This is a genomic window from Tatumella morbirosei, from assembly GCF_000757425.2.
Taxonomy (GTDB): domain Bacteria; phylum Pseudomonadota; class Gammaproteobacteria; order Enterobacterales; family Enterobacteriaceae; genus Tatumella; species Tatumella morbirosei.
Window position 1 is genome coordinate 287,906 of the sequence record NZ_JPKR02000002.1, and the last position, 18,377, is coordinate 306,282.

An 18,377-nucleotide genomic window follows, 5' to 3' on the forward strand; every position below is an offset into this window, starting at 1 on the left:
TCTCGGTGGCCAGTAAAGACTGGCCACCGACTGATTTTGCTTTACCTGGCATGGGCTAAGGCTCTGTCGGGCTACTCACTCCCAGTGCCTTCAGGAGTTGCTGCCGGTAAATCTCATGTTGCTCCGGTTGCCTGGCCGAATGCTGGCCGATAGCGATTTCAAGAGAGATCCCCCCCTGGTCCAGAACAATGACCCGTTGAGCCAGGGCAATAGCTTCATCAACATCATGGGTGACCAGCAGAACTGTCAGATGGTATTGGTGACAGAGGCGACGTAACAGTGCCTGCATATTTAATCGGGTCAGTGCATCCAGAGCACCAAAAGGCTCATCCGCCAGTAATAAGGCAGGTTTCCGGACCAGGCAGCGGGCTAGTGCTGCCCGCTGCTGTTCGCCCCCGGAGAGATCTGCCGGCCAGTCGCGTTCTCTGCCCGCCAGCCCGACCTCAGCCAGCACCTGCTGTCCCTCGCGACGAAAACTTTTGCTGTTGTCACCAAGCACAATATTATCCAGTACCCGCAGCCAGGGCAGTAACCGGGAATCCTGAAATGCCACCGCGAAATTCTCCGGCACCTGCAATTCACCACTGCCGTTGGCCCGCGGATCCAGTCCTGCCAGCGCTTTCAGCAACGTGCTCTTACCTGAACCGCTGCGTCCCAGCAGCGCCACAAATTCGCCCTGTTGCAGCTCCAGATGAATATTGCTGAGTACCGTACGGTCGGCATATTGCCGGGAAAGCCCCTGAACCGACACCAGTGGCGGGGCTAACTGCCCAGAGATTTGCGCCATGACAATACCCTCCTTTCAGCCATTCTGACCAGCCCGTCAGAAAACAGGCCAAACAATGCGTATAACACCAGCCCGACCATGATAATGTCAGTCTGACCGTAGGCTCTCGCCCGGGTCATCAGATAGCCAATACCGGACGTCGCGTTAATCTGTTCCACGACCACCAGTGAGGTCCATGAGTGGGCAACCGCCAGCCGCAAGCCGGTAAAGAAGCCTGGCATGGCACCGGGCAGGATAATACGGCGGATAAATGTCAGTCGGTTGATTTTCAGCGTCTCCGCCAGTTCGACATAACGTTCATCGACACCTCTTACCGCAGCGTGAGTATTGATATAGACCGGAATAATCACGCTGAACATGATGATGGTAATTTTGGTAGCTTCACCGATGCCCAGCCAGACGATAAACAGCGGGATCATCGCCAGGGTAGGGATCGACCGTTTTATCTGCATCGGTCCGTCAATCAGTGACTCACCCCAGCGACTGAGACCGGAAATCAGTGCCAGTACCAGACCTGTCAGGGTGCCCGCCAGCAGGGCGGTCAAAGAGCGCCATGCGGAAACCTCAATGCCCGGGATGAGGCGTCCGTCGTTTACCAGCCGGACAAAGGTTGCCAGAACCTGGCCGGGTGACGGCAGCGTCATGCTGTCTGTCCAGCCAGCGACAGCCGATGTCTGCCAGAGGATCAGCAGCAGCAGTGGCCCAAGTGTGCGCCACGGCAGAGTCGTCCGGGGCGGAGTGAGGAGGCCGGGATGATTCCCCCGGCGCCAGAGAGGACTATTTTTCATTCGCTGCCTGCTGTATCACCTGGTCGAATCGCACATCAAACTCTTTTGCAGCATCCACCTTCTGACGGATGCTGCCTGACTTCAGTAGTAAATCGGCGGTATGTTGTTGGGTGGCAAACAGTGCCTGGTCAATGCGTGGAAAGTGGGTCGGTCCGGCGACGTCATTGATGAGCTTACCTTCCGCCGCAGTCAGTCCCTGATTTTTTACATAGTAATCATTGACCCAGGACTGGGGATGTTGGTTAGCCCACTGCCAGCCTTTTACCCAATGAGTAACAAATTCACGCAGGGCTGCTGCTTTTGCCGGATCTTCGACAGCGCTTTGTCGCGCATACAGATATCGCAGGCCGGTTGATCCTCCGGCGGTCACTTCTGTCCCCAACACTGTTCCGCCTTTGGCTTTATAAGCATTCAGATACTGTGTCAGATTAGGCTCTTTTAATGCTGCCGCATCCACTTCTCCTGAACGTACAGCATCGGTAAAATTACCGGTCTGCAGGGTCACCAGTTTGACATCACCGGGTTGTAATCCTGCTTTCTCCAGTACCCGATACAGATAGGCTTCCCGGCCAGTCCCCGGAGCGTTAGCTATTTTTTTGCCCCGCAGGTCCGCAAGGGTTCGGATATGTGCCTCAGGAGCGATGGCCAGCTGATACTCTCTGTCACTGTTTTGCTGAACCCCGACAATCAGTACCGGGTTGCCATTGGCCTGAGCCTGAATAGGGGGAGCATCACCGACCACCGCCACATCAACAGCCCCCGCACGGAAAGCTTCAAGGATCTCGGGACCGTCACTAAAATTACCGAAATGGACTTTCGAGGTCAGTCCGTTATCCTGGCCAGAAGATTTAAACAGCGTCTGCAGCACTTCATCCTGATCAGCCACATTAAGCTGCGTCCCAGCGGGGACATTGTCAGGTAAAGGGGAGTTAAGTGCCAAAGTTGCTGCGCTGGCCCCTTTGACCGCCAGTATCAGAGCCGCCGCCAGTAAAGTCGTTTTATTCATAATGATTCCCGGTTGAGGTAATAAATGTCGTGGTTGTATCTAAATGTAAAAATGAATGCATAGCACAAGTAAGGTAACCAACAGTAGCAAAGGGATGAAGCATCGATTTCAGATAAGCTTTTGCGCAGGATGGGATTGGCAGGGAGAAGTTCTGTGCAGGTTGCTAAGCAAGACGGGATGAAGATATCGCCGGAGAAACGTACACCTGCCGGCGATGGGTAATTATTACTGTTTATCCGCTGACCAGAGTGCTGTGCGGACATTAACGCTCACCGGTATGACTCCCGCACGTTTGAGTGTATCTGCCAGTGTCTGCTGTTCAGCAAATACTGCCGGGGTCATACGGCTGGCGCCGAAAGGAATTCGCTTCAGCGCTTTTATCCAGATAGCTTTTGACAGCCCGGTAGAACCGGCCAGAACGGTAGCGGCCTGCTCCTGATGTTGATTAGCCCAGTCGCTGGTGGATTGTAATTCAGTGATCAGTTGTTTGGCGGTCTGCGGATAGCTGTCGGCAAATTTTCTTCCTGCCAGGAAGAAAGTGTAGTGGGGCACCAGACCGGTGGCATTACTGATTTCACGTGCCCCGGCATGGGTTTCCACTTCAGCCAGGAACGGGTCCCAGATAACCCAGGCATCGACAGCTCCGTGCTGGAAGGCAGCACGGGCATCACCAGGAGCCAGATAGACCGGGGTAATATCCTGGTAGGTCAGTCCGGCTTTTTCCAGCGCGGCTATCAGCAGATAGTTGACATCTGAACCTTTATTCAGTGCTATCCGTTTCCCTTTAAGATCGGCGACCGTTTTAATTGATGAACCTGTGGGCACCACAATCGCTTCAGATTCCGGATTGGCAGGGGAATGAGCCAGGTAAACCAGATCGGCGCGGGCTGCCTGAGCAATCACCGGCGGTGCATCACCGGTGGCGGCGAGATCGATACTGCCAACGTTCAGGCCTTCGAGCATCTGTGGGCCTGCAGTAAATTCAACCCAGTGCACACGAATTCCCTGCTGTGCAAAATCTTTATCGAGAGTGCCACGATATTTCAGCAATGCGAAAATATTGGCTTTCTGATAACCAATATTGACAACTTTGGGCAGATTTTCCGCCCGGGCAGCGGCAGGTAACAATATGGCTGCTAACAGAGTGGCCGATAACAGGCCGGATAGCGTGTATTTCATTTTATTTTTCCTGAGTAAATAAAGCGGTCAGACAGATCACAGGAAAAACATAACAAACAGGGAGTCACAGGCTTAATACAATTAAATCATTAAGTTATCTGAAAACCGCCAGTTCTTTGCCCTTGTTCCACTGGTTAATGGTTTTTTAGAGGAGGTACTGCCAAATCCGGCGGGATGGGGACCCTTGCCAGGACCCGCAGCCCGTTGGCCTGAAATGCTGTAAATGAAACAGTGCCCTGGCAATAACTGCTGCATATGCAACACTCCTTATCAAGAGGGCACTTTGCATCATTATGATTTTTAGAGGTTTTTAATCGTACTGAAAGCTGGCATGCTTCGTGCTGTTGGTTATAACTAAATGGTTGGTTTTCTATTTCTTATATCGGCATTAGGTTATAAAAAAATCAGCTATCGCAGTGAAAATCTGAATAATGCAATAAGTGCTGGCCAGGTTGCCGTCCACCAGATACGCAAAACTGACAACCTTCGGTGATTGCTGTTTCCAAAGAGATAACCAGGGAGATCTGTATGAGTAACCCTCAGAGTCATAAGCCGTTACAGTTTGCTTACTGGGTACCCAATGTATCCGGTGGGCTGGTGATCAGCGATATTGAACAACGTACTCGCTGGGATTTTGACTACAATCGTAAACTGGCTCAGATAGCGGAACAGTCAGGTTTCGATTATGCACTGACCCAGATCCGTTTTACCGCCGGTTATGGTGCGGATAATCAGCATGAATCCGTCAGTTTCTCACAGGGCCTGCTCGGCGCGACAGAGAAGTTAAAAGTGATCGCTGCTTTGTTACCCGGTCCCTGGAATCCGACGCTCGCCGCCAAGCAGATTGCCACCATTAGTCACCTGACCGGTGGCAGGATTGCGGTGAATGTAGTCAGCGGCTGGTTTCGGGGTGAATTTAAAGCGATAGGCGAGCCCTGGCTGGATCATGAGGAGCGTTATCTGCGATCCGAGGAATTTATCCGCTGTCTGAAGGGCATCTGGCAGCAGGAGAGTTTCAGTTTTGCCGGTGATTTTTATCGCTACCGGGATTATGTTATGAAACCCAAGCCGTTGTTGCCTTTGCCGGAGATCTTTCAGGGCGGCAGCTCAAGAGCAGCAAGAGATATGGCGGCACGGGTGTCTGACTGGTATTTTACCAATGGCAACACCCCGGCAGAAATCGCCCGTCAGGTCACGGATATCCGCCAAAAAGCAGCACAAAATCAGCATCAGGTCAGGATCGGAGTCAATGGATTTGTGGTAGCCCGCGATACGGAAGAACAGGCGCAACAGGTGGTCCGCGACATTGTGGCCGGGGCTAACCCTGAAGCAGTGAGAGGATTTGCGGACCAGGTCACCAACGCAGGCAAATCCTCCCCGGAGGGTGAGGGGAACTGGGCTAATTCCGGTTTTGAAGACCTGGTGCAGTATAACGACGGATTTAAAAGTCAGCTGATTGGGACCCCACAACAGATTGCAGAACGGATTATTGAGTTCAAAAACGCCGGTGCTGATCTGCTACTGTTGGGCTTTTTGCATTTCCAGGAAGAAATTGAAAGGTTTGGGCGTGAGATCCTGCCGAGAGTGCGTGAACTGGAACGCCTTCAGCAACAATCAACCGTCAGCAGTTAATCATGATTATTCTCCCACTATCTGAAGGTGGCGGTTTCAGGGCAGATCAGCCGTTATGGCGAGCTTTGCCCTGAAAATCCTGATAATGACTCCCCACTAAGCACTCTTTTGCCCCACATCCTGCCGTGCCAGGGCTGAATCACCGTGATATTGGTGAGGTTTTGTTATTTCCGGGGCGGCAGATGGTTCAGAGACACCGTAAAAACTGTTATCCTGCTGGCGTATCAGCGGGATGCTTTGTCGTGCAATGATTACAGCCGGCAGGTATAACCTGATAGTCAGGGTTACGGACAGTGATTTGGTCGAAGCACCGTGACCGGAAATTATCAGTGAATGAGTACCAGAGGGATAGTTATGCTCACACCGCGACGTCGCGTCCGGATTGCCCGTTACAGGAAACATAAACGCAAGCTGCATCAGCGTCACCGGCAGTCTATTTTCGAGTGTGATCGGGAGCAGCAGAATATGGCAAAAAACCGCTTACCGAAGGTGGTGGTGTTGACCGGTGCGGGGATTTCCGCAGAGTCAGGTATCCGTACCTTCCGTGCCAGTGACGGGCTGTGGGAAGATCACCGGGTAGAGGATGTCGCTACCCCGGAAGGGTTTCGTCGTGCACCGGAACGGGTTCAGGAATTTTATAATCAGCGCCGCCGGCAACTACATTCAGAGGATATTGCACCCAATAAAGCGCATCTGGCACTGGCACGGCTGGAGTCGGTGCTGGGAGATAATCTGCTGCTGGTCACACAGAATATCGATAACCTGCATGAGAGGGCCGGGAGTCAACGGGTGGTTCATATGCATGGTGAATTGCTTAAAGTACGCTGTGAAGAAAGTGGTCAGGTTATCCAGTGGACCGGCGATATCATGGCCGATGATCGTTGTACCTGTTGTCAGTTCCCATCGCGACTCCGACCTCACATTGTCTGGTTTGGTGAAATGCCACTGGAGATGGAGCGTATTTATCACGCTTTATCAGAAGCGAATATTTTTATTGCTATCGGCACGTCCGGACATGTTTATCCTGCCGCCGGGTTTGTGCATGAGGCCACCCTGCAGGGGGCACATACTGTAGAACTCAATCTGGAACCGAGCGAGGTGAATAATGAGTTTGCCGAATGCCATTACGGACCGGCAACCACGCTGGTGCCCGAATATATCAGCGAATTACTGAAGCATCTGCACCAGTAAATAGTGATTTCCGGGGAAGTCGCCGCCACGCTGCCGGGATATCACTCTGGTTTGCCTGCCAGGTCTTTGGCCGTGTCGACCAGTTTGCGACCTGGCGCTAAAGGGGATGACGGGTAAATCAGACATTCGTCTGCAGGGGATAACGGGCGGTAAACATAATCACCGCGCCGACTTCAGTTACCGTGACTTCACGAAACAGTTGACCGAGCTGCGACTCAAGCAGGGCGGCGCTGTCATGATAATTGGTGAAGATCCCCTTGCGATTCATAACCTTCATCAGTATCCGGCCGAACAGATTGTGCCGTTGCAGTTCACCACTAATGGTCGCTCCGAACATTATTCCGTCAGCAGTAAGTGCCTGTGTGGCATTTTTCAGGGCAGTAAATTTGTCTTCGGCACTGCCATTAAGGCAATGCAATACGTAGTACAGCGCCACGGAGTTATAACGCTGATGCAGATGTTCGGGAAATGGCAGAAAAATGTCATGACGGACCGTTGCTTTCACCCGGGCAGGGCCGATACGCCGCAGCGCCTGAAACAGGCATTCGGTATTAAGATCCAGTAAGGTTAGCTGGCTGATGTTCATGCAATGGCGGGGGTAATAGCCGGTACCTGCACCAATCTCCAGGTGACGGCTGGACAAATGTTGGCGGTAAAAGGGTAACTGAACTTCGGAGGTAGAGCACCGCCAGGCAAAACGATTAGCAACCGATAAAACCCACCAGTTATATAAACTCAGTGAGACGCTATTATAGGCTTTGATTCCGGGCTGGCTGTCCATTGTTATCACTCCCTGTGATCCGCTAAATGCTCAAAACGGGTAATTTTCCTCGTCACTTCTCTCGCCTGACGGCCATCTCCTGACAGCTACAAGCCTGATGAATTTAACAGCATTATCAGAAAACCCCAAACATTTTGTGATTATTTTGCCGGGAAATTGTACAGCCGACTGAAAGTACCCCCTTGTTTTTAAAGGTAATGGGATTAGGGGATAGGGGCTGAGGTTTCTGCGGGAAAAATCTGAGCACGACCCGCAGGCCAACTGACTAACACAGACTCACCAGGCGCTGAGGCTAACTGACTGGCCGGATCATTCACCCACCGGCAGGCAGTGATTGATTCACCGTGATGAAGCCTGACCCGGGTCTCTAATATCCGTCCCTGGTATTCAGTTGCCTGGATAATACCGGCAAGACCTTCGGCTGGCTGGCTCTCCCCGGTCGGGCGAAGGCAAAGATCTTCAGGGCGGACTACTAGCTGTACCCATTCTCCCGCACGGACGGGGAACCGGCACTGCGCACGGCACTGGTAGCCATGAAGAGTGACCAGCGCTTCCTCGCCTGCAGAGCATGACAGAACCTGAGCACTCAACTGATTCACCTCGCCGGTAAATCCGGCGACAAACAGGCTGGCCGGTTGCTGATAAATGGACTGCGGGCTGCCTTCCTGCAGGATCCGACCCTCCTTTAATATGACTATCCGGTCTGACAGTGCCATAGCCTCTTGTCGGTCATGGGTTACAAAAACAAAGGTGATTCCCAGACGTTCCTGCAACATTTTTAACTGGCTCTGCATCTGTTTGCGTAACGGAAAATCCAGTGCCGATAAAGGTTCATCAAGTAATAACAATGCGGGCTGACTGATAATGGCCCGGGCTATCGCCACCCGTTGCTGCTGGCCGCCGGACAACTGCGAGGGGCGGTAGTTGGCAAAATCCTCCAGTTGAACCATCCCCAGCACTTCTGCCACCCGCCGTCTGATTTCGGCCGAGGGACGATGTTGCATACGCAGACTGAAACTGACGTTATCCGACACACTCATGTGGGGAAACAGGGCATAGTTTTGAAACACGGTACCCACAGGGCGTTGTTCGGCAGGCTGGTGGGTGATATCAACCCCGTTAAGCATGATAGTGCCCTGCCCGGGACTCTCCAGTCCGGCAATCAACCTCAATAGCGTGGTTTTACCGCAGCCGGACGGCCCCAGCAACGTTACAAATTCACCCTGTGCCAGACTCAGGCTGATATCGGGGATCACGATTTTTTGGTCAAATACTTTGCGGATTCCATTAAGCATCACCAGTGCCGGAGGGGATGGCATCATATAAGTTACTCTGTGTCAGTCATCAGAAAGCAGCCGTTCAGTAAGAGCTGCCGCCGGCCATTTCCCCGGATAATACCTTAACAGCCGGAGACTGTCAGAAAAACCGCGGTAAGGGGAGGGATTGTGTAAACCAGACCTGACGGAATTTAGCTGATGTAAATACAACAGTATTTAATTAATTAATATAAACGAATGCTTTATGACTTTGGACAAAATAACCAGGCTCCGATGTGTCAATAATAACCCCCGATGACAAAGGAGCCTGAGATGGAAAAATTACTGGATAGATTTTTACAATATGTTCAGGTAGATACGCAGTCGAAAGTGCAATGTCGTTCCGGACAGGTGCCCAGCAGTGAGGGGCAATGGCAACTGGCCAGAATACTGATGGCAGAATTGGAAACACTGGGATGTGTAGAGATCAGTTTAAGTGAACATTGTTGTCTGACCGCGACATTACCCGCCACGGTCAGTGAACCGGTGCCGGTGGTGGGGTTTATCGCCCACCTGGATACCTCTCCGGATTGCAGCGGGAAAAATATACAACCGCAACTGGTAGAGAATTATCGTGGCGGTGATATCGCGTTGGGTATTGGCGAGGAAATTCTTTCGCCGGTACTGATACCTGTTCTTCACCAGTTGCATGGACACACCCTGATTACCACCGATGGTAAGACATTGCTCGGTGCTGATGATAAAGCAGGTATTGCCGAAATTATCACCGCACTGGCACGGCTAAAACAACAGCAACGGCCACATGGTAAGATCCGTGTTGCCTTCACTCCGGATGAAGAAACGGGAACCGGGGCCGCACTATTCGATATTGAAAGCTTCGGAGCTGACTGGGCCTACACGGTGGATGGCAATGGTGCCGGTGAATTTGAGTATGAAAATTTTAACGCCGGCAAGGCAGTCGTAAAAATTACCGGGAATAGTGCCCATACCGGTGAAGCAAAGGGCAAACTGGTTAATGCGTTAGAACTGGCCTGGGAATTCCATGCACAGTTACCGGCAGAAGAAAAGCCGGAGAATACCACCGGTTATCAGGGTTTTTATCACCTTGATTCGCTGAAAGGCCATGCTGGGCGGGCTGAAATACATTATCTGGTACGTGATTTTGTCTGGCAGGATTTTCTGCTGCGCCAGCAATACCTGGAAGCTATCGCGGGCAGGATGGATCATCATTACGGCAACCATGTGTCAGTCTCAGTGAGTTTTCAGCAAAGCTACCGTAATATGCGCGAGAAAATCGAGGCCCAACCTCAGGTGATTGCTCTGGCCTTGCTGGCCATTGAACGATGCGGAGTTCAACCGGTGGTAAAACCCGTGCGGGGAGGAACTGACGGCGCAGTGTTGTCATGGCAGGGATTACCTTGCCCGAATCTGTTTACCGGCGGATTTAACTTTCATGGTAAACATGAATTTGCTTCGCTCAACATTATGGACCTGAGTGTACGGGTGATAATGCAGATTGCCGAACTGGCAGCCGCAGGCGGTGAACCGGCGCGTTGATCATTCACAGAATTGCCCCGGCGGGACAATTCTGTGCTGCGAAAAATTATTCGTCACAATCCCTGTCTTCAAAATACCAGTAACCATTGTTAACCAGTCCGGCCAACTGATTCAGGAAGGCAGGATCGTCCAGCGCGTCTGAAAAATCATCAACGTTCAGGGTGATTTTATTTGCCAGTGCATGCAAGGCTTGTGGCCAGCGACAACTCAGACTTTCGCCGTTGATAAACACCGAATCGCCAAGCGTAATTACTCTCAGACCTCCCAGACGGGTCAGAGTATCCCCCTGTTGCAGAGCATCAAGGATTTCATCGGGCTGATAGGGTGGCTCGGGTGGTGCAATATCCAGCTCATGGCGGGACTGGGAAATAAATTCGCCAAACCACTGGTTAAAATGGGCGGATTCACTAATAAGTCCCAGCATCATGCCCCGGATCGCCTCAGTTTCAGCCGGCAGAATATCGGATGGATTGCTGCGGGTCTTAATCTGTGGATCACTATAGCGGTGGGTGCCTATCTCATTCGCCAGAGCATAGTCCGCAAAACTGCTTAACAGCTCTTTACCGGAGGGGGCGCGAAAGCCTACAGAATAATTCAGGGCATTCTCCAATGAATATCCATCATGCGGGAAGCCAGGCGGAATGTAGACAATATCTCCGGGTTCCAGAACTTCATCAATAATCGCGTCAAAAGGCTCAACCTGCAGCAAATCAGGATGCGGGCAGTGCTGTTTAATCTGTACATTATTCCCTACGCGCCACCGGCGACGACCACTGCCCTGGATAATAAACACATCGTACTGGTCAAGATGTGGGCCGACGCCGCCACCAGGCACAGAAAACGAGACCATCAGGTCATCCATGCGCCAGTCTGGCAGGGTACGAAAGGGCTGCATGAGCGCAGCAGAAGGAGCATGCCAGTGATCGACAGCCTGAACCAGCAGTGACCAGTGAGTCTCCCCGAGGTGATCAAAGCTTTCAAACGGACCGTGGCTGACCTGCCATTTATCATTATCCTGGCTAACCAGTCGGCTGTCCGTTTCATTTTCCATCGCCAGCCCGGCGAGTTCATCAGGAGTGATTGGATCGACGAAATCCTTAAATCCTTGTTTGATCACTACCGGCTTTTTCTGCCAGTAAGTTGCCAGAAATTCCGGCCAGTTGATGGAAAGTTGGTAGTCCATAGAAACCTTCTGTTTTGCTGAAGTCAGGGCTCAGTATATCAGGCTGACCGGGGCGAAGTCTGGCAGAATTTACATCTGTTGCTGACGGAATATCACTTCCATTCGGGTACCGCCAAGAGGGCTGTTATGTGCAATAATATCTCCCTGATAGATATCGACGATTTCACGGGCCACTGCCAGCCCGATACCCTGGCCTGGACGCAGAGTATCAGCCCGCTGCCCGCGCTGGAAAATCAGATCACGTTTACTAACCGGAATCCCGGGGCCGTCGTCATCAATAAAAATATGCAATTCAGTTTCGCTTTGCATGGCGGTGACTTCAATAAATTCCAGGCAGTATTTACAGGCGTTATCCAGCACATTGCCCAACACCTCCATAAAGTCATTTTGATCTCCACAAAAGGTGATTTCTGGAGAGATATCCAGAGACAGATCGACCCCTTTTCGTTGGTAGACTTTGTTCAGTGCCGAACAGAGGCTGTCCGATAAGGCCGGGACTGAATGAAGGTCACGTTGTAGTGGGTTATGATCGGCATGCAGGCTGGCACGGTGAAGGTAATAGCCAATCTGCTGTGATATGCGGCTAATTTGCTCCAGCATTACCGGTTCCGCCTCTTCAACACTCAGTCGCTGACCGCCACGCAGTGATCGCAACGTACTCTGCAATACCGCCAGCGGTGTTTTGAGGCTATGAGTCAGGTCAGACAGCGTGGTGTGATACCGCATACCTCGTTGACGTTCGTTATTCAGCAGCAGGTTGAGGTTACGTACCAGGCTACGCAACTCCTGCGGTGGGCTGGTGTCCAGACTGTCACGCTGGTTGGTTTCCAGTTCATGGATTTGAGCAGCCAGATGGCCAATCGGTTTCAGGCTCCAGCGGGCGGCCAGCCAGAGTAGCGGGATCACCAGCAGCAGATTAGCGGCCAGTACATAACTGAACCATAGCCAGACTACATCAGAGTGCTGTAGCTCCTGAGGAATCGAATCTACCACCACAATGGTCAGTGCCGGCAGGTTCGGAGTGGCATCATAGCGGTTGACTGCCACGGAGTGGGTGAAGGTATCGTCATTCGCCAGTTCGCTCATTTTTTGTCGGGCGACCCGGTCATCACCAATAGCTTCCAGGCTGGCATGGTTGTTGGTATCTATTTCGTAGAAGTCACTTTTCAGTAACCAACTGGGATGTATTTTTGAGCGAATCTCCGGAACGTCGCGTAACTGCCACAGCAACTTGCCATGTTCATTGTAGATAAATACCAGCGTGGGGAAATTAAGCTTGATACGCTCCGGTTTGGCAATGGTCAGTTGGTTATCCTGCCACTGTGCCAGGGTGAAGAACAGGTTACTTTCGCCGCGCATAACGCGGTAGGTATTATTATCGAAACCAATCACATAACCAACAACCGCCACCACCCCGTAACTGAGTGACAAAAATAGCACCAGCACCGACGCTGCCAGCAAAAACCGTACCCGTAATGAAAGTGGACCATGTGGCGAAATGATATGACGCAGGCGTTTAGCAATGCTCAAAACGATAACCCTGGCTGCGGACTGTGGTAATCACGTCGCCGTCGTGCAGTTGTTGTATCTTTTTGCGCAGTCTGCCCATCAGTACATCAATGGTATGGCTCTCACGCAATTCGGCATCCGGATAGAGTTGCAGCATTAGTGACTCTTTGCTGACCACTTTGCCGGCATTGCGAATCAGAGTTTCAACGATGGTATATTCAAATACCGTCAGCTTCACCGGTTGTTGATGGATGGTCAGTTCTTTACGTGATAAATCCACCTGGAAGGGTCCGCAATCAATCACCTGAGAAGCGTGGCCGCTATTGCGACGCATCAGGGCCTGTAACCGGGCCGCCACTTCTTCGATATGAAAGGGTTTGGTGACATAGTCATCGGCACCGGCTTCGAGTGCTTCTACTTTAGCCTGCCAGCCTTCCCGGGCGGTCAGCACCAGAATGGGTTGTTTTACCGAACGGGCGCGCCAGCGGCGTATCAATGTCATACCATCTTCTCCCGGTAAGCCGAGATCGATCAGGGCAACATCAGGTTCATGTTCTGACAGAAAATAATCAGCTTCTTTGGCGTCTTCGGCAGCATCAACCTGATGCCCCATATCACGTAACTGAACGGCCAGGTGATGACGCAACAGAGCGTTATCTTCAATAACCAGCACACGCATAATTAAACCTCGAACCAGGCAGGAAAGACTATCTGGTCAGTATACGTGATTTGAGGTAAACAGGGGATTAACGCAGACCGGATAATCCGGCCTGCGTAGGCAGATTATTTCAGTTCATCAACCAGTGTGACGGCACGGCCCAGATAGTTGGCCGGAGTCATTGCTTTCAGGCGGGTTTTTTCTTCTTCCGGCAGGGGCAGGGTATCGATAAATTCCTGCATTCCTTTGGCATCGACGCGCTTGCCGCGTGTCAGCTCTTTCAGTTTTTCGTAAGGTTTTTCGATACCGTAGCGGCGCATCACGGTCTGTACCGGTTCTGCCAGCACTTCCCAGTTATGGTCCAGTTCATCCAGCAGGCGCTCACGGTTGACTTCCAGTTTGGAGATCCCCTTCAGGGTTGACTGGTAAGCAATCACGGCATAACCGATGCCCACACCCAGGTTACGCAGCACGGTAGAGTCCGTCAGATCACGCTGCCAGCGGGAAACCGGCAGTTTAGCCGCCAGATGCTGCAGAACAGCATTCGCCAGGCCCAGGTTACCTTCTGAGTTTTCGAAATCGATCGGGTTCACTTTATGCGGCATGGTCGAAGAACCGATTTCACCGGCAATTGTTTTCTGCTTAAAGTGGTTCAGGGCAATATAACCCCAGATATCACGGTCGAAATCGATCAGGATGGTATTAAAGCGAGCCACACAGTCGAACAGTTCGGCAATATAGTCGTGCGGCTCAATCTGCGTGGTGTACGGGTTCCAGCGAATACCCAGCGAGGTGACAAATTCCTCACTTAGTTGGTGCCAGTTGACTTCCGGGTAAGCGGCGATATGGGCATTATAGTTACCTACTGCACCATTGATTTTACCGAGGATTTCGACCTGCTCCAGTTGACGAACCTGGCGAGCCATTCGGTAAGCCACGTTAGCCATCTCTTTACCCAGTGTTGAAGGGGTTGCAGGCTGACCGTGGGTACGGGAAAGTAACGGCAGATCGCGGTATTCGGCGGCCAGAGTTTCCAGCGCCTGAGTCAGTTGCTGCCAGTAGGGCAGAATGACTTCACGACGGGCCGTTTCCAGCATCAGCGCGTGGGACAGGTTATTAATATCTTCAGAAGTACAGGCAAAGTGAATAAATTCGGAAACAGCCTGAAGAGCCGGAACCGATTCAACTTTTTCTTTAAGGAAATACTCGACCGCTTTCACATCGTGGTTGGTGGTGCGTTCGATGGTTTTGATACGGGCTGCGTCTTCTTCGCTGAAACTGGCGACAATCTGGTCAAGGTAAGCGTTTGCGTCAGCGTCAAATGCAGGAACTTCCCTGATTTCTGCGGTTGAGGCCAGTTTCTGTAACCAGCGAACTTCAACCTGAACACGAAATTTCAGTAACCCAAACTCACTGAAAATCGCGCGCAGCGGGCTGACTTTGTCCCCATAGCGTCCATCAACAGGGGAAACGGCGGTCAGTGCGGATAATTCCATCAGTGCAACTCCTGAATCATTGTAAAAGCAGTCATGCTGCCGCCAGTTAACATCCGGGCGACAAACGGGATAAAATTGATTTCGCTTCTCCGACAATCCGGGAGCGACTAAACATTAAATGCAGGCGGCTACCCCCCACCTGTTGCCAGAGCACCGCGCTGCGGATACCGGTCAGTAGTGCGGCCCGGACTTTACTCTGAACCTGACTGTTCTGTAATACCGCTGACGAGCCGCTCACCTGAATTCTCGGACCAATCGGGCTGATAACATCCACATAGATGCCAGCGATAGCGGCTATCACAGTATCAGAGTCCAGCGCATAATGCTGCAACTGATGATCAAGCCCGGAAATTCGCTGTGTCAGCTGCTGCAGGGCTTTGCGGTTATTGTGCAGCTTACGTTCCAGCATCAGAAGACTGAGAGTATAACGGGTCAGTTCGGCGCTGGCACCCTGGCGCGAAGGATTATGCAGGACGGCAATCAGGGTTTCCAGACCAAAACGCAGGTTGGCTTGATCACCGCCGTAAACAGCGAGGGTATCTGGTGGATTGAGATCCACCAGACTTTGTAATGACACGCGAAACACCTCTGGTGGGCAGCTGCCCTGATGAGCTAATTGCTGTGCCAGATGTGCTGCCTGGCAAACACCGGCCAGAGCCAGTGTGATTTCCCTGATATTTTTGGCCACGGCGTCCCCGTTATTTATCAGCGTCAGGCAGAGGCAGGCGCTGTTCGATAACGCCGCCGCCCAGACAAATATCATCCAGATAGAATACCGCTGACTGTCCGGGGGTGACTGCTGCCACCGGTTCATCAAACCGGACCTCAATACGTTGATCCGACAACGGAATCACTTCGCAGGGAATATCGGTCTGGCGGTAGCGGGTTTTCACGGTACAACGGAACGGCGCGGTGACAGGCTGGCGATCTACCCAGTCCAGTTGCTGAGCTACCAGGCCGACAGACATCAGGCGCGGATGTTCAGCACCCTGAGCTACAATCAGCCGGTTAGTGGCCACATCTTTATCCACCACATACCAGGGATCATCGTTGCTGTCTTTCAGCCCGCCGATCCCCAGCCCTTTGCGCTGGCCAAGAGTATGATACATCAGGCCCTGATGCTCACCGAGCACCTGACCTTCGGTATTTTCGATAACTCCCGGCTGAGCGGGCAGGTAGCGACCGAGGAAATCGCGGAATTTACGCTCACCGATAAAGCAGATACCGGTGGAGTCTTTCTTACGGGCAGTGACCAGATCCAGTTGTTCAGCAATACGGCGTACTTCCGGTTTTTCCAGTTCTCCGACCGGGAACAGGCTCTGGGCAACCTGTTGGTGGCTCAGGGTGTACAGGAAATAGCTTTGATCTTTATTGGCATCCAGACCACGCAGTAACCGGCTTTTACCGCCAACATCCTGACGGCGAACATAGTGACCAGTGGCTATCAAATCTGCCCCGAGATCTTCGGCAGCAAATTCAAGGAAGGCTTTAAACTTGATCTCTTTATTACAGAGAATATCCGGATTTGGTGTGCGTCCGGCTTTGTATTCTTCCAGGAAATGTTCGAACACATTGTCCCAGTACTCGGCCGCAAAATTAATCTTATGCAGACGGATACCCAGTTTATCGCATACGGCTTGTGCATCGGCCAAATCTTCGGCAGCAGTACAGTATTCTTCCCCGTCGTCTTCTTCCCAGTTCTTCATGAAAAGACCTTCAACCTGGTATCCCTGCTGTAACAGCAGCCAGGCTGACACGGAAGAATCTACCCCGCCGGACATACCGACGATTACTTTTTTTTGACTATTGTCAGACATGACCTACTCACACAAGACGTATTTATAAAAAACCGGCGGCGTATTCTACCATGACACAGCCTGTTACGCATCCCTGGCGGATGGCCAATTATAGGCGGATACCAGACTGAGCGGATATCGTTCCGGCAGCAGCCAAAGCCGTACAGATTCGGCGACCAGCGGAGAACGCAGGTTATCTGCCGTGAGAATCGCATCAGGGGCTAGCCAGTGACAGCGATCGATATCGCTGTCCTGCGGAGAGGTTTCCGCACAAAACGCGAGATCCAGCCCGAACAGAAAGCGAATAAAGGGCGTCTTATCAGGGGCAATCCATTGCTGAACCCCCAGGAAATAGTGCGGTTCAGCGTTCAGACCGGTCTCTTCATATAATTCACGACTCACGGCTTCACTCAGTGTTTCTCCGGCCTCCAGATGACCCGCTGGCTGATTGAGAGTGGGCAATCCGTTAATCCGTTCTTCTACCACCAGTAATTTGCCTTCGGCGTGGACCAGGCAGGCGACCGTAATATGTGGGCTAAACATAACTACTCCCGGAGAAAAGGAAAAGAGAGTGCCGGAAGTCCGTTATCAGACTCCCTGCACGGAACTGACTTCACGCCACTCGCCTGAAGCCAGATTATCCAGAGTATAACTGCCGATAGCATAGCGGATAAGGCGTAAGGTCGGGAAACCGATAAACGCGGTCATCCGCCGGACCTGGCGGTTACGCCCCTCATGCAGCACAATTTTCAGCCAGCAGTCAGGAACCGATTTACGTTCGCGAATCGGGGGATGTCGCGGCCACAACCAGGCCGGTTCCGCAACCCGTTCGATGGTGGCGGGCAGAGTAGGGCCATCTTTCAGGGTAACGCCGTCGCGCAAGCGCTGCAGATCCTGCTCCGTGGGATCACCTTCGACCTGCACAAAATAGGTTTTCCCGGTGCGCTTGCCAGGCTGAGTCAGTTGCGCCTGTAATTTACCGTCGTTAGTCAGTAACAGCAGTCCTTCACTGTCACGATCTAAACGCCCGGCAGCATAAACACCACTTAACGGAATAAACTCTTTCAGGGTACGTCGCCCGCCTTCATCGGTGAACTGAGGCAGTACATCGAAGGGTTTGTTAAACAGGATGATCTTCCGGGCTTGCTGGCTGACCGGGGTGCCGATAGGGCGGGAAGAGCGCTTAGGATGTCGGGATTTGTTAAACATAATGAGTATTATTGACCAGAATCACAGCAGTATAACCCGGATAGCGTATTTTGGCTGTAGGATGTTGGCGTATCGGTCGGGGAAAGATATCCTAACTGCCGGTTTTTCGTACAGTTATTCGGCTGGTCAGACAATTCAGCCCGTAACCCGCCACCGGCATCACAATTCCCCGTTCAGGGAAATAAAATACTTATCATCGGTGAAAATTTGCGGTAATACTCTTTGTCACCATGTCCCCGGCAACGGGTATGCGGATACATTTTTTTGCAAGCTATTGCCTGCGTATTCGGGTACTATTGTCCGGCATCTTACAAATCATTAACATAAA

Annotated in this window: 17 protein-coding genes; 3 read left to right on the plus strand and 14 right to left on the minus strand. The window is 52.0% G+C overall.

The window, feature by feature from the left end; genetic code table 11:
* Nucleotides 1-55: 55 nt before the first annotated feature.
* The 4 genes from HA49_RS02415 to HA49_RS02430 form a co-directional block, all read right to left on the minus strand.
* Nucleotides 56-787 carry an ABC transporter ATP-binding protein gene (locus tag HA49_RS02415; RefSeq protein WP_038020130.1) on the minus strand — a complete coding sequence of 244 codons (732 nt, stop codon included), beginning with the start codon at nucleotides 785-787 and terminating at the stop codon, nucleotides 56-58.
* Entirely contained in the window at nucleotides 763-1,575 is an 813-nt protein-coding gene (locus tag HA49_RS02420; protein ID WP_046791641.1) for an ABC transporter permease, read from the minus strand. The genes HA49_RS02415 and HA49_RS02420 overlap by 25 nt, the downstream gene beginning before the upstream one ends.
* Nucleotides 1,565-2,581 carry an ABC transporter substrate-binding protein gene (locus tag HA49_RS02425; RefSeq protein ID WP_052752418.1) on the minus strand — a complete coding sequence of 339 codons (1,017 nt, stop codon included), beginning with the start codon at nucleotides 2,579-2,581 and terminating at the stop codon, nucleotides 1,565-1,567. The genes HA49_RS02420 and HA49_RS02425 overlap by 11 nt, the downstream gene beginning before the upstream one ends.
* 225 nt (nucleotides 2,582-2,806) lie before the next feature.
* Nucleotides 2,807-3,760 carry an aliphatic sulfonate ABC transporter substrate-binding protein gene (locus tag HA49_RS02430; RefSeq protein ID WP_038020133.1) on the minus strand — a complete coding sequence of 318 codons (954 nt, stop codon included), beginning with the start codon at nucleotides 3,758-3,760 and terminating at the stop codon, nucleotides 2,807-2,809.
* A 528-nt stretch (nucleotides 3,761-4,288) separates the two neighbouring features.
* On the opposite strand from HA49_RS02430, the gene sfnG reads away from it, so the two are divergent.
* A complete protein-coding gene (sfnG, locus tag HA49_RS02435; protein WP_038020136.1) occupies nucleotides 4,289-5,392 on the plus strand; it encodes a dimethylsulfone monooxygenase SfnG in 1,104 nt (367 codons plus the stop codon).
* Nucleotides 5,393-5,746: 354 nt separating this feature from the next.
* The gene (cobB, locus tag HA49_RS02440) at nucleotides 5,747-6,583 is read left to right on the plus strand and encodes a Sir2 family NAD+-dependent deacetylase (RefSeq protein WP_038020138.1); all 837 of its coding nucleotides are present in this window, start codon (nucleotides 5,747-5,749) and stop codon (nucleotides 6,581-6,583) included.
* Nucleotides 6,584-6,701: 118 nt separating this feature from the next.
* On the opposite strand, the gene HA49_RS02445 is transcribed toward cobB, so the two are convergent.
* Together HA49_RS02445 and HA49_RS02450 are read right to left on the minus strand one after the other, a co-directional pair.
* Nucleotides 6,702-7,364: a class I SAM-dependent methyltransferase gene (locus HA49_RS02445; protein WP_038020141.1), complete on the minus strand. Its 663-nt coding sequence runs from the start codon at nucleotides 7,362-7,364 to the stop codon at nucleotides 6,702-6,704.
* A 203-nt stretch (nucleotides 7,365-7,567) separates the two neighbouring features.
* Complete coding sequence (locus tag HA49_RS02450; RefSeq protein ID WP_046791642.1) at nucleotides 7,568-8,686, minus strand: ABC transporter ATP-binding protein; 1,119 nt, start codon at nucleotides 8,684-8,686, stop codon at nucleotides 7,568-7,570.
* 267 nt (nucleotides 8,687-8,953) lie between these two features.
* Here HA49_RS02450 and pepT point away from each other — a divergent pair, with 267 nt between their 5' ends.
* On the plus strand, nucleotides 8,954-10,198 hold the full coding sequence (gene pepT, locus HA49_RS02455) for a peptidase T (protein WP_038020145.1): 1,245 nt from the start codon (nucleotides 8,954-8,956) through the stop codon (nucleotides 10,196-10,198).
* A gap of 46 nt (nucleotides 10,199-10,244) precedes the next feature.
* On the opposite strand, the gene HA49_RS02460 is transcribed toward pepT, so the two are convergent.
* The 8 genes from HA49_RS02460 to rluE form a co-directional block, all read right to left on the minus strand.
* Nucleotides 10,245-11,381 (minus strand): ribosomal protein uL16 3-hydroxylase, encoded by a 1,137-nt coding sequence (locus HA49_RS02460; RefSeq protein ID WP_038020148.1) that lies wholly within the window; start codon nucleotides 11,379-11,381, stop codon nucleotides 10,245-10,247.
* Between the two features lie 69 nt (nucleotides 11,382-11,450).
* A complete protein-coding gene (gene phoQ, locus HA49_RS02465) occupies nucleotides 11,451-12,917 on the minus strand; it encodes a two-component system sensor histidine kinase PhoQ (RefSeq protein ID WP_425427700.1) in 1,467 nt (488 codons plus the stop codon).
* Nucleotides 12,898-13,569, minus strand: a complete 672-nt coding sequence (gene phoP, locus HA49_RS02470; RefSeq protein WP_038020154.1) for a two-component system response regulator PhoP — start codon at nucleotides 13,567-13,569, stop codon at nucleotides 12,898-12,900. Before phoP ends, phoQ begins: the two co-directional genes overlap by 20 nt.
* Nucleotides 13,570-13,673: 104 nt before the next feature.
* Nucleotides 13,674-15,044: an adenylosuccinate lyase gene (gene purB / locus HA49_RS02475; RefSeq protein ID WP_038020157.1), complete on the minus strand. Its 1,371-nt coding sequence runs from the start codon at nucleotides 15,042-15,044 to the stop codon at nucleotides 13,674-13,676.
* 46 nt (nucleotides 15,045-15,090) lie between these two features.
* A complete protein-coding gene (gene hflD / locus HA49_RS02480; protein WP_038020160.1) occupies nucleotides 15,091-15,732 on the minus strand; it encodes a high frequency lysogenization protein HflD in 642 nt (213 codons plus the stop codon).
* A 10-nt stretch (nucleotides 15,733-15,742) separates the two neighbouring features.
* Nucleotides 15,743-16,861, minus strand: coding sequence for a tRNA 2-thiouridine(34) synthase MnmA (gene mnmA / locus HA49_RS02485; protein WP_038020162.1), 1,119 nt, complete (start codon nucleotides 16,859-16,861; stop codon nucleotides 15,743-15,745).
* Nucleotides 16,862-16,924: 63 nt separating this feature from the next.
* Nucleotides 16,925-17,383: an NUDIX domain-containing protein gene (locus tag HA49_RS02490; RefSeq protein WP_038020165.1), complete on the minus strand. Its 459-nt coding sequence runs from the start codon at nucleotides 17,381-17,383 to the stop codon at nucleotides 16,925-16,927.
* A 45-nt stretch (nucleotides 17,384-17,428) separates the two neighbouring features.
* Entirely contained in the window at nucleotides 17,429-18,049 is a 621-nt protein-coding gene (gene rluE, locus HA49_RS02495; RefSeq protein WP_038020167.1) for a 23S rRNA pseudouridine(2457) synthase RluE, read from the minus strand.
* Between the last annotated feature and the right edge of the window lie 328 nt (nucleotides 18,050-18,377).

Bases quoted from the DNA above. Each gene is read 5' to 3' on its own strand.
- HA49_RS02420 (WP_046791641.1), bottom strand. From the start codon at position 1,575: ATGAAAAATAGTCCTCTCTGGCGCCGGGGGAATCATCCCGGCCTCCTC.
- HA49_RS02445 (WP_038020141.1), bottom strand. From the start codon at position 7,364: ATGGACAGCCAGCCCGGAATCAAAGCCTATAATAGCGTCTCACTGAGT.
- cobB (WP_038020138.1), top strand. From the start codon at position 5,747: ATGCTCACACCGCGACGTCGCGTCCGGATTGCCCGTTACAGGAAACAT.
- mnmA (WP_038020162.1), bottom strand. From the start codon at position 16,861: ATGTCTGACAATAGTCAAAAAAAAGTAATCGTCGGTATGTCCGGCGGG.
- pepT (WP_038020145.1), top strand. From the start codon at position 8,954: ATGGAAAAATTACTGGATAGATTTTTACAATATGTTCAGGTAGATACG.
- rluE (WP_038020167.1), bottom strand. From the start codon at position 18,049: ATGTTTAACAAATCCCGACATCCTAAGCGCTCTTCCCGCCCTATCGGC.
- purB (WP_038020157.1), bottom strand. From the start codon at position 15,044: ATGGAATTATCCGCACTGACCGCCGTTTCCCCTGTTGATGGACGCTAT.
- phoP (WP_038020154.1), bottom strand. From the start codon at position 13,569: ATGCGTGTGCTGGTTATTGAAGATAACGCTCTGTTGCGTCATCACCTG.
- HA49_RS02490 (WP_038020165.1), bottom strand. From the start codon at position 17,383: ATGTTTAGCCCACATATTACGGTCGCCTGCCTGGTCCACGCCGAAGGC.
- sfnG (WP_038020136.1), top strand. From the start codon at position 4,289: ATGAGTAACCCTCAGAGTCATAAGCCGTTACAGTTTGCTTACTGGGTA.
- HA49_RS02425 (WP_052752418.1), bottom strand. From the start codon at position 2,581: ATGAATAAAACGACTTTACTGGCGGCGGCTCTGATACTGGCGGTCAAA.
- HA49_RS02415 (WP_038020130.1), bottom strand. From the start codon at position 787: ATGGCGCAAATCTCTGGGCAGTTAGCCCCGCCACTGGTGTCGGTTCAG.
- HA49_RS02430 (WP_038020133.1), bottom strand. From the start codon at position 3,760: ATGAAATACACGCTATCCGGCCTGTTATCGGCCACTCTGTTAGCAGCC.
- HA49_RS02450 (WP_046791642.1), bottom strand. From the start codon at position 8,686: ATGATGCCATCCCCTCCGGCACTGGTGATGCTTAATGGAATCCGCAAA.
- HA49_RS02460 (WP_038020148.1), bottom strand. From the start codon at position 11,381: ATGGACTACCAACTTTCCATCAACTGGCCGGAATTTCTGGCAACTTAC.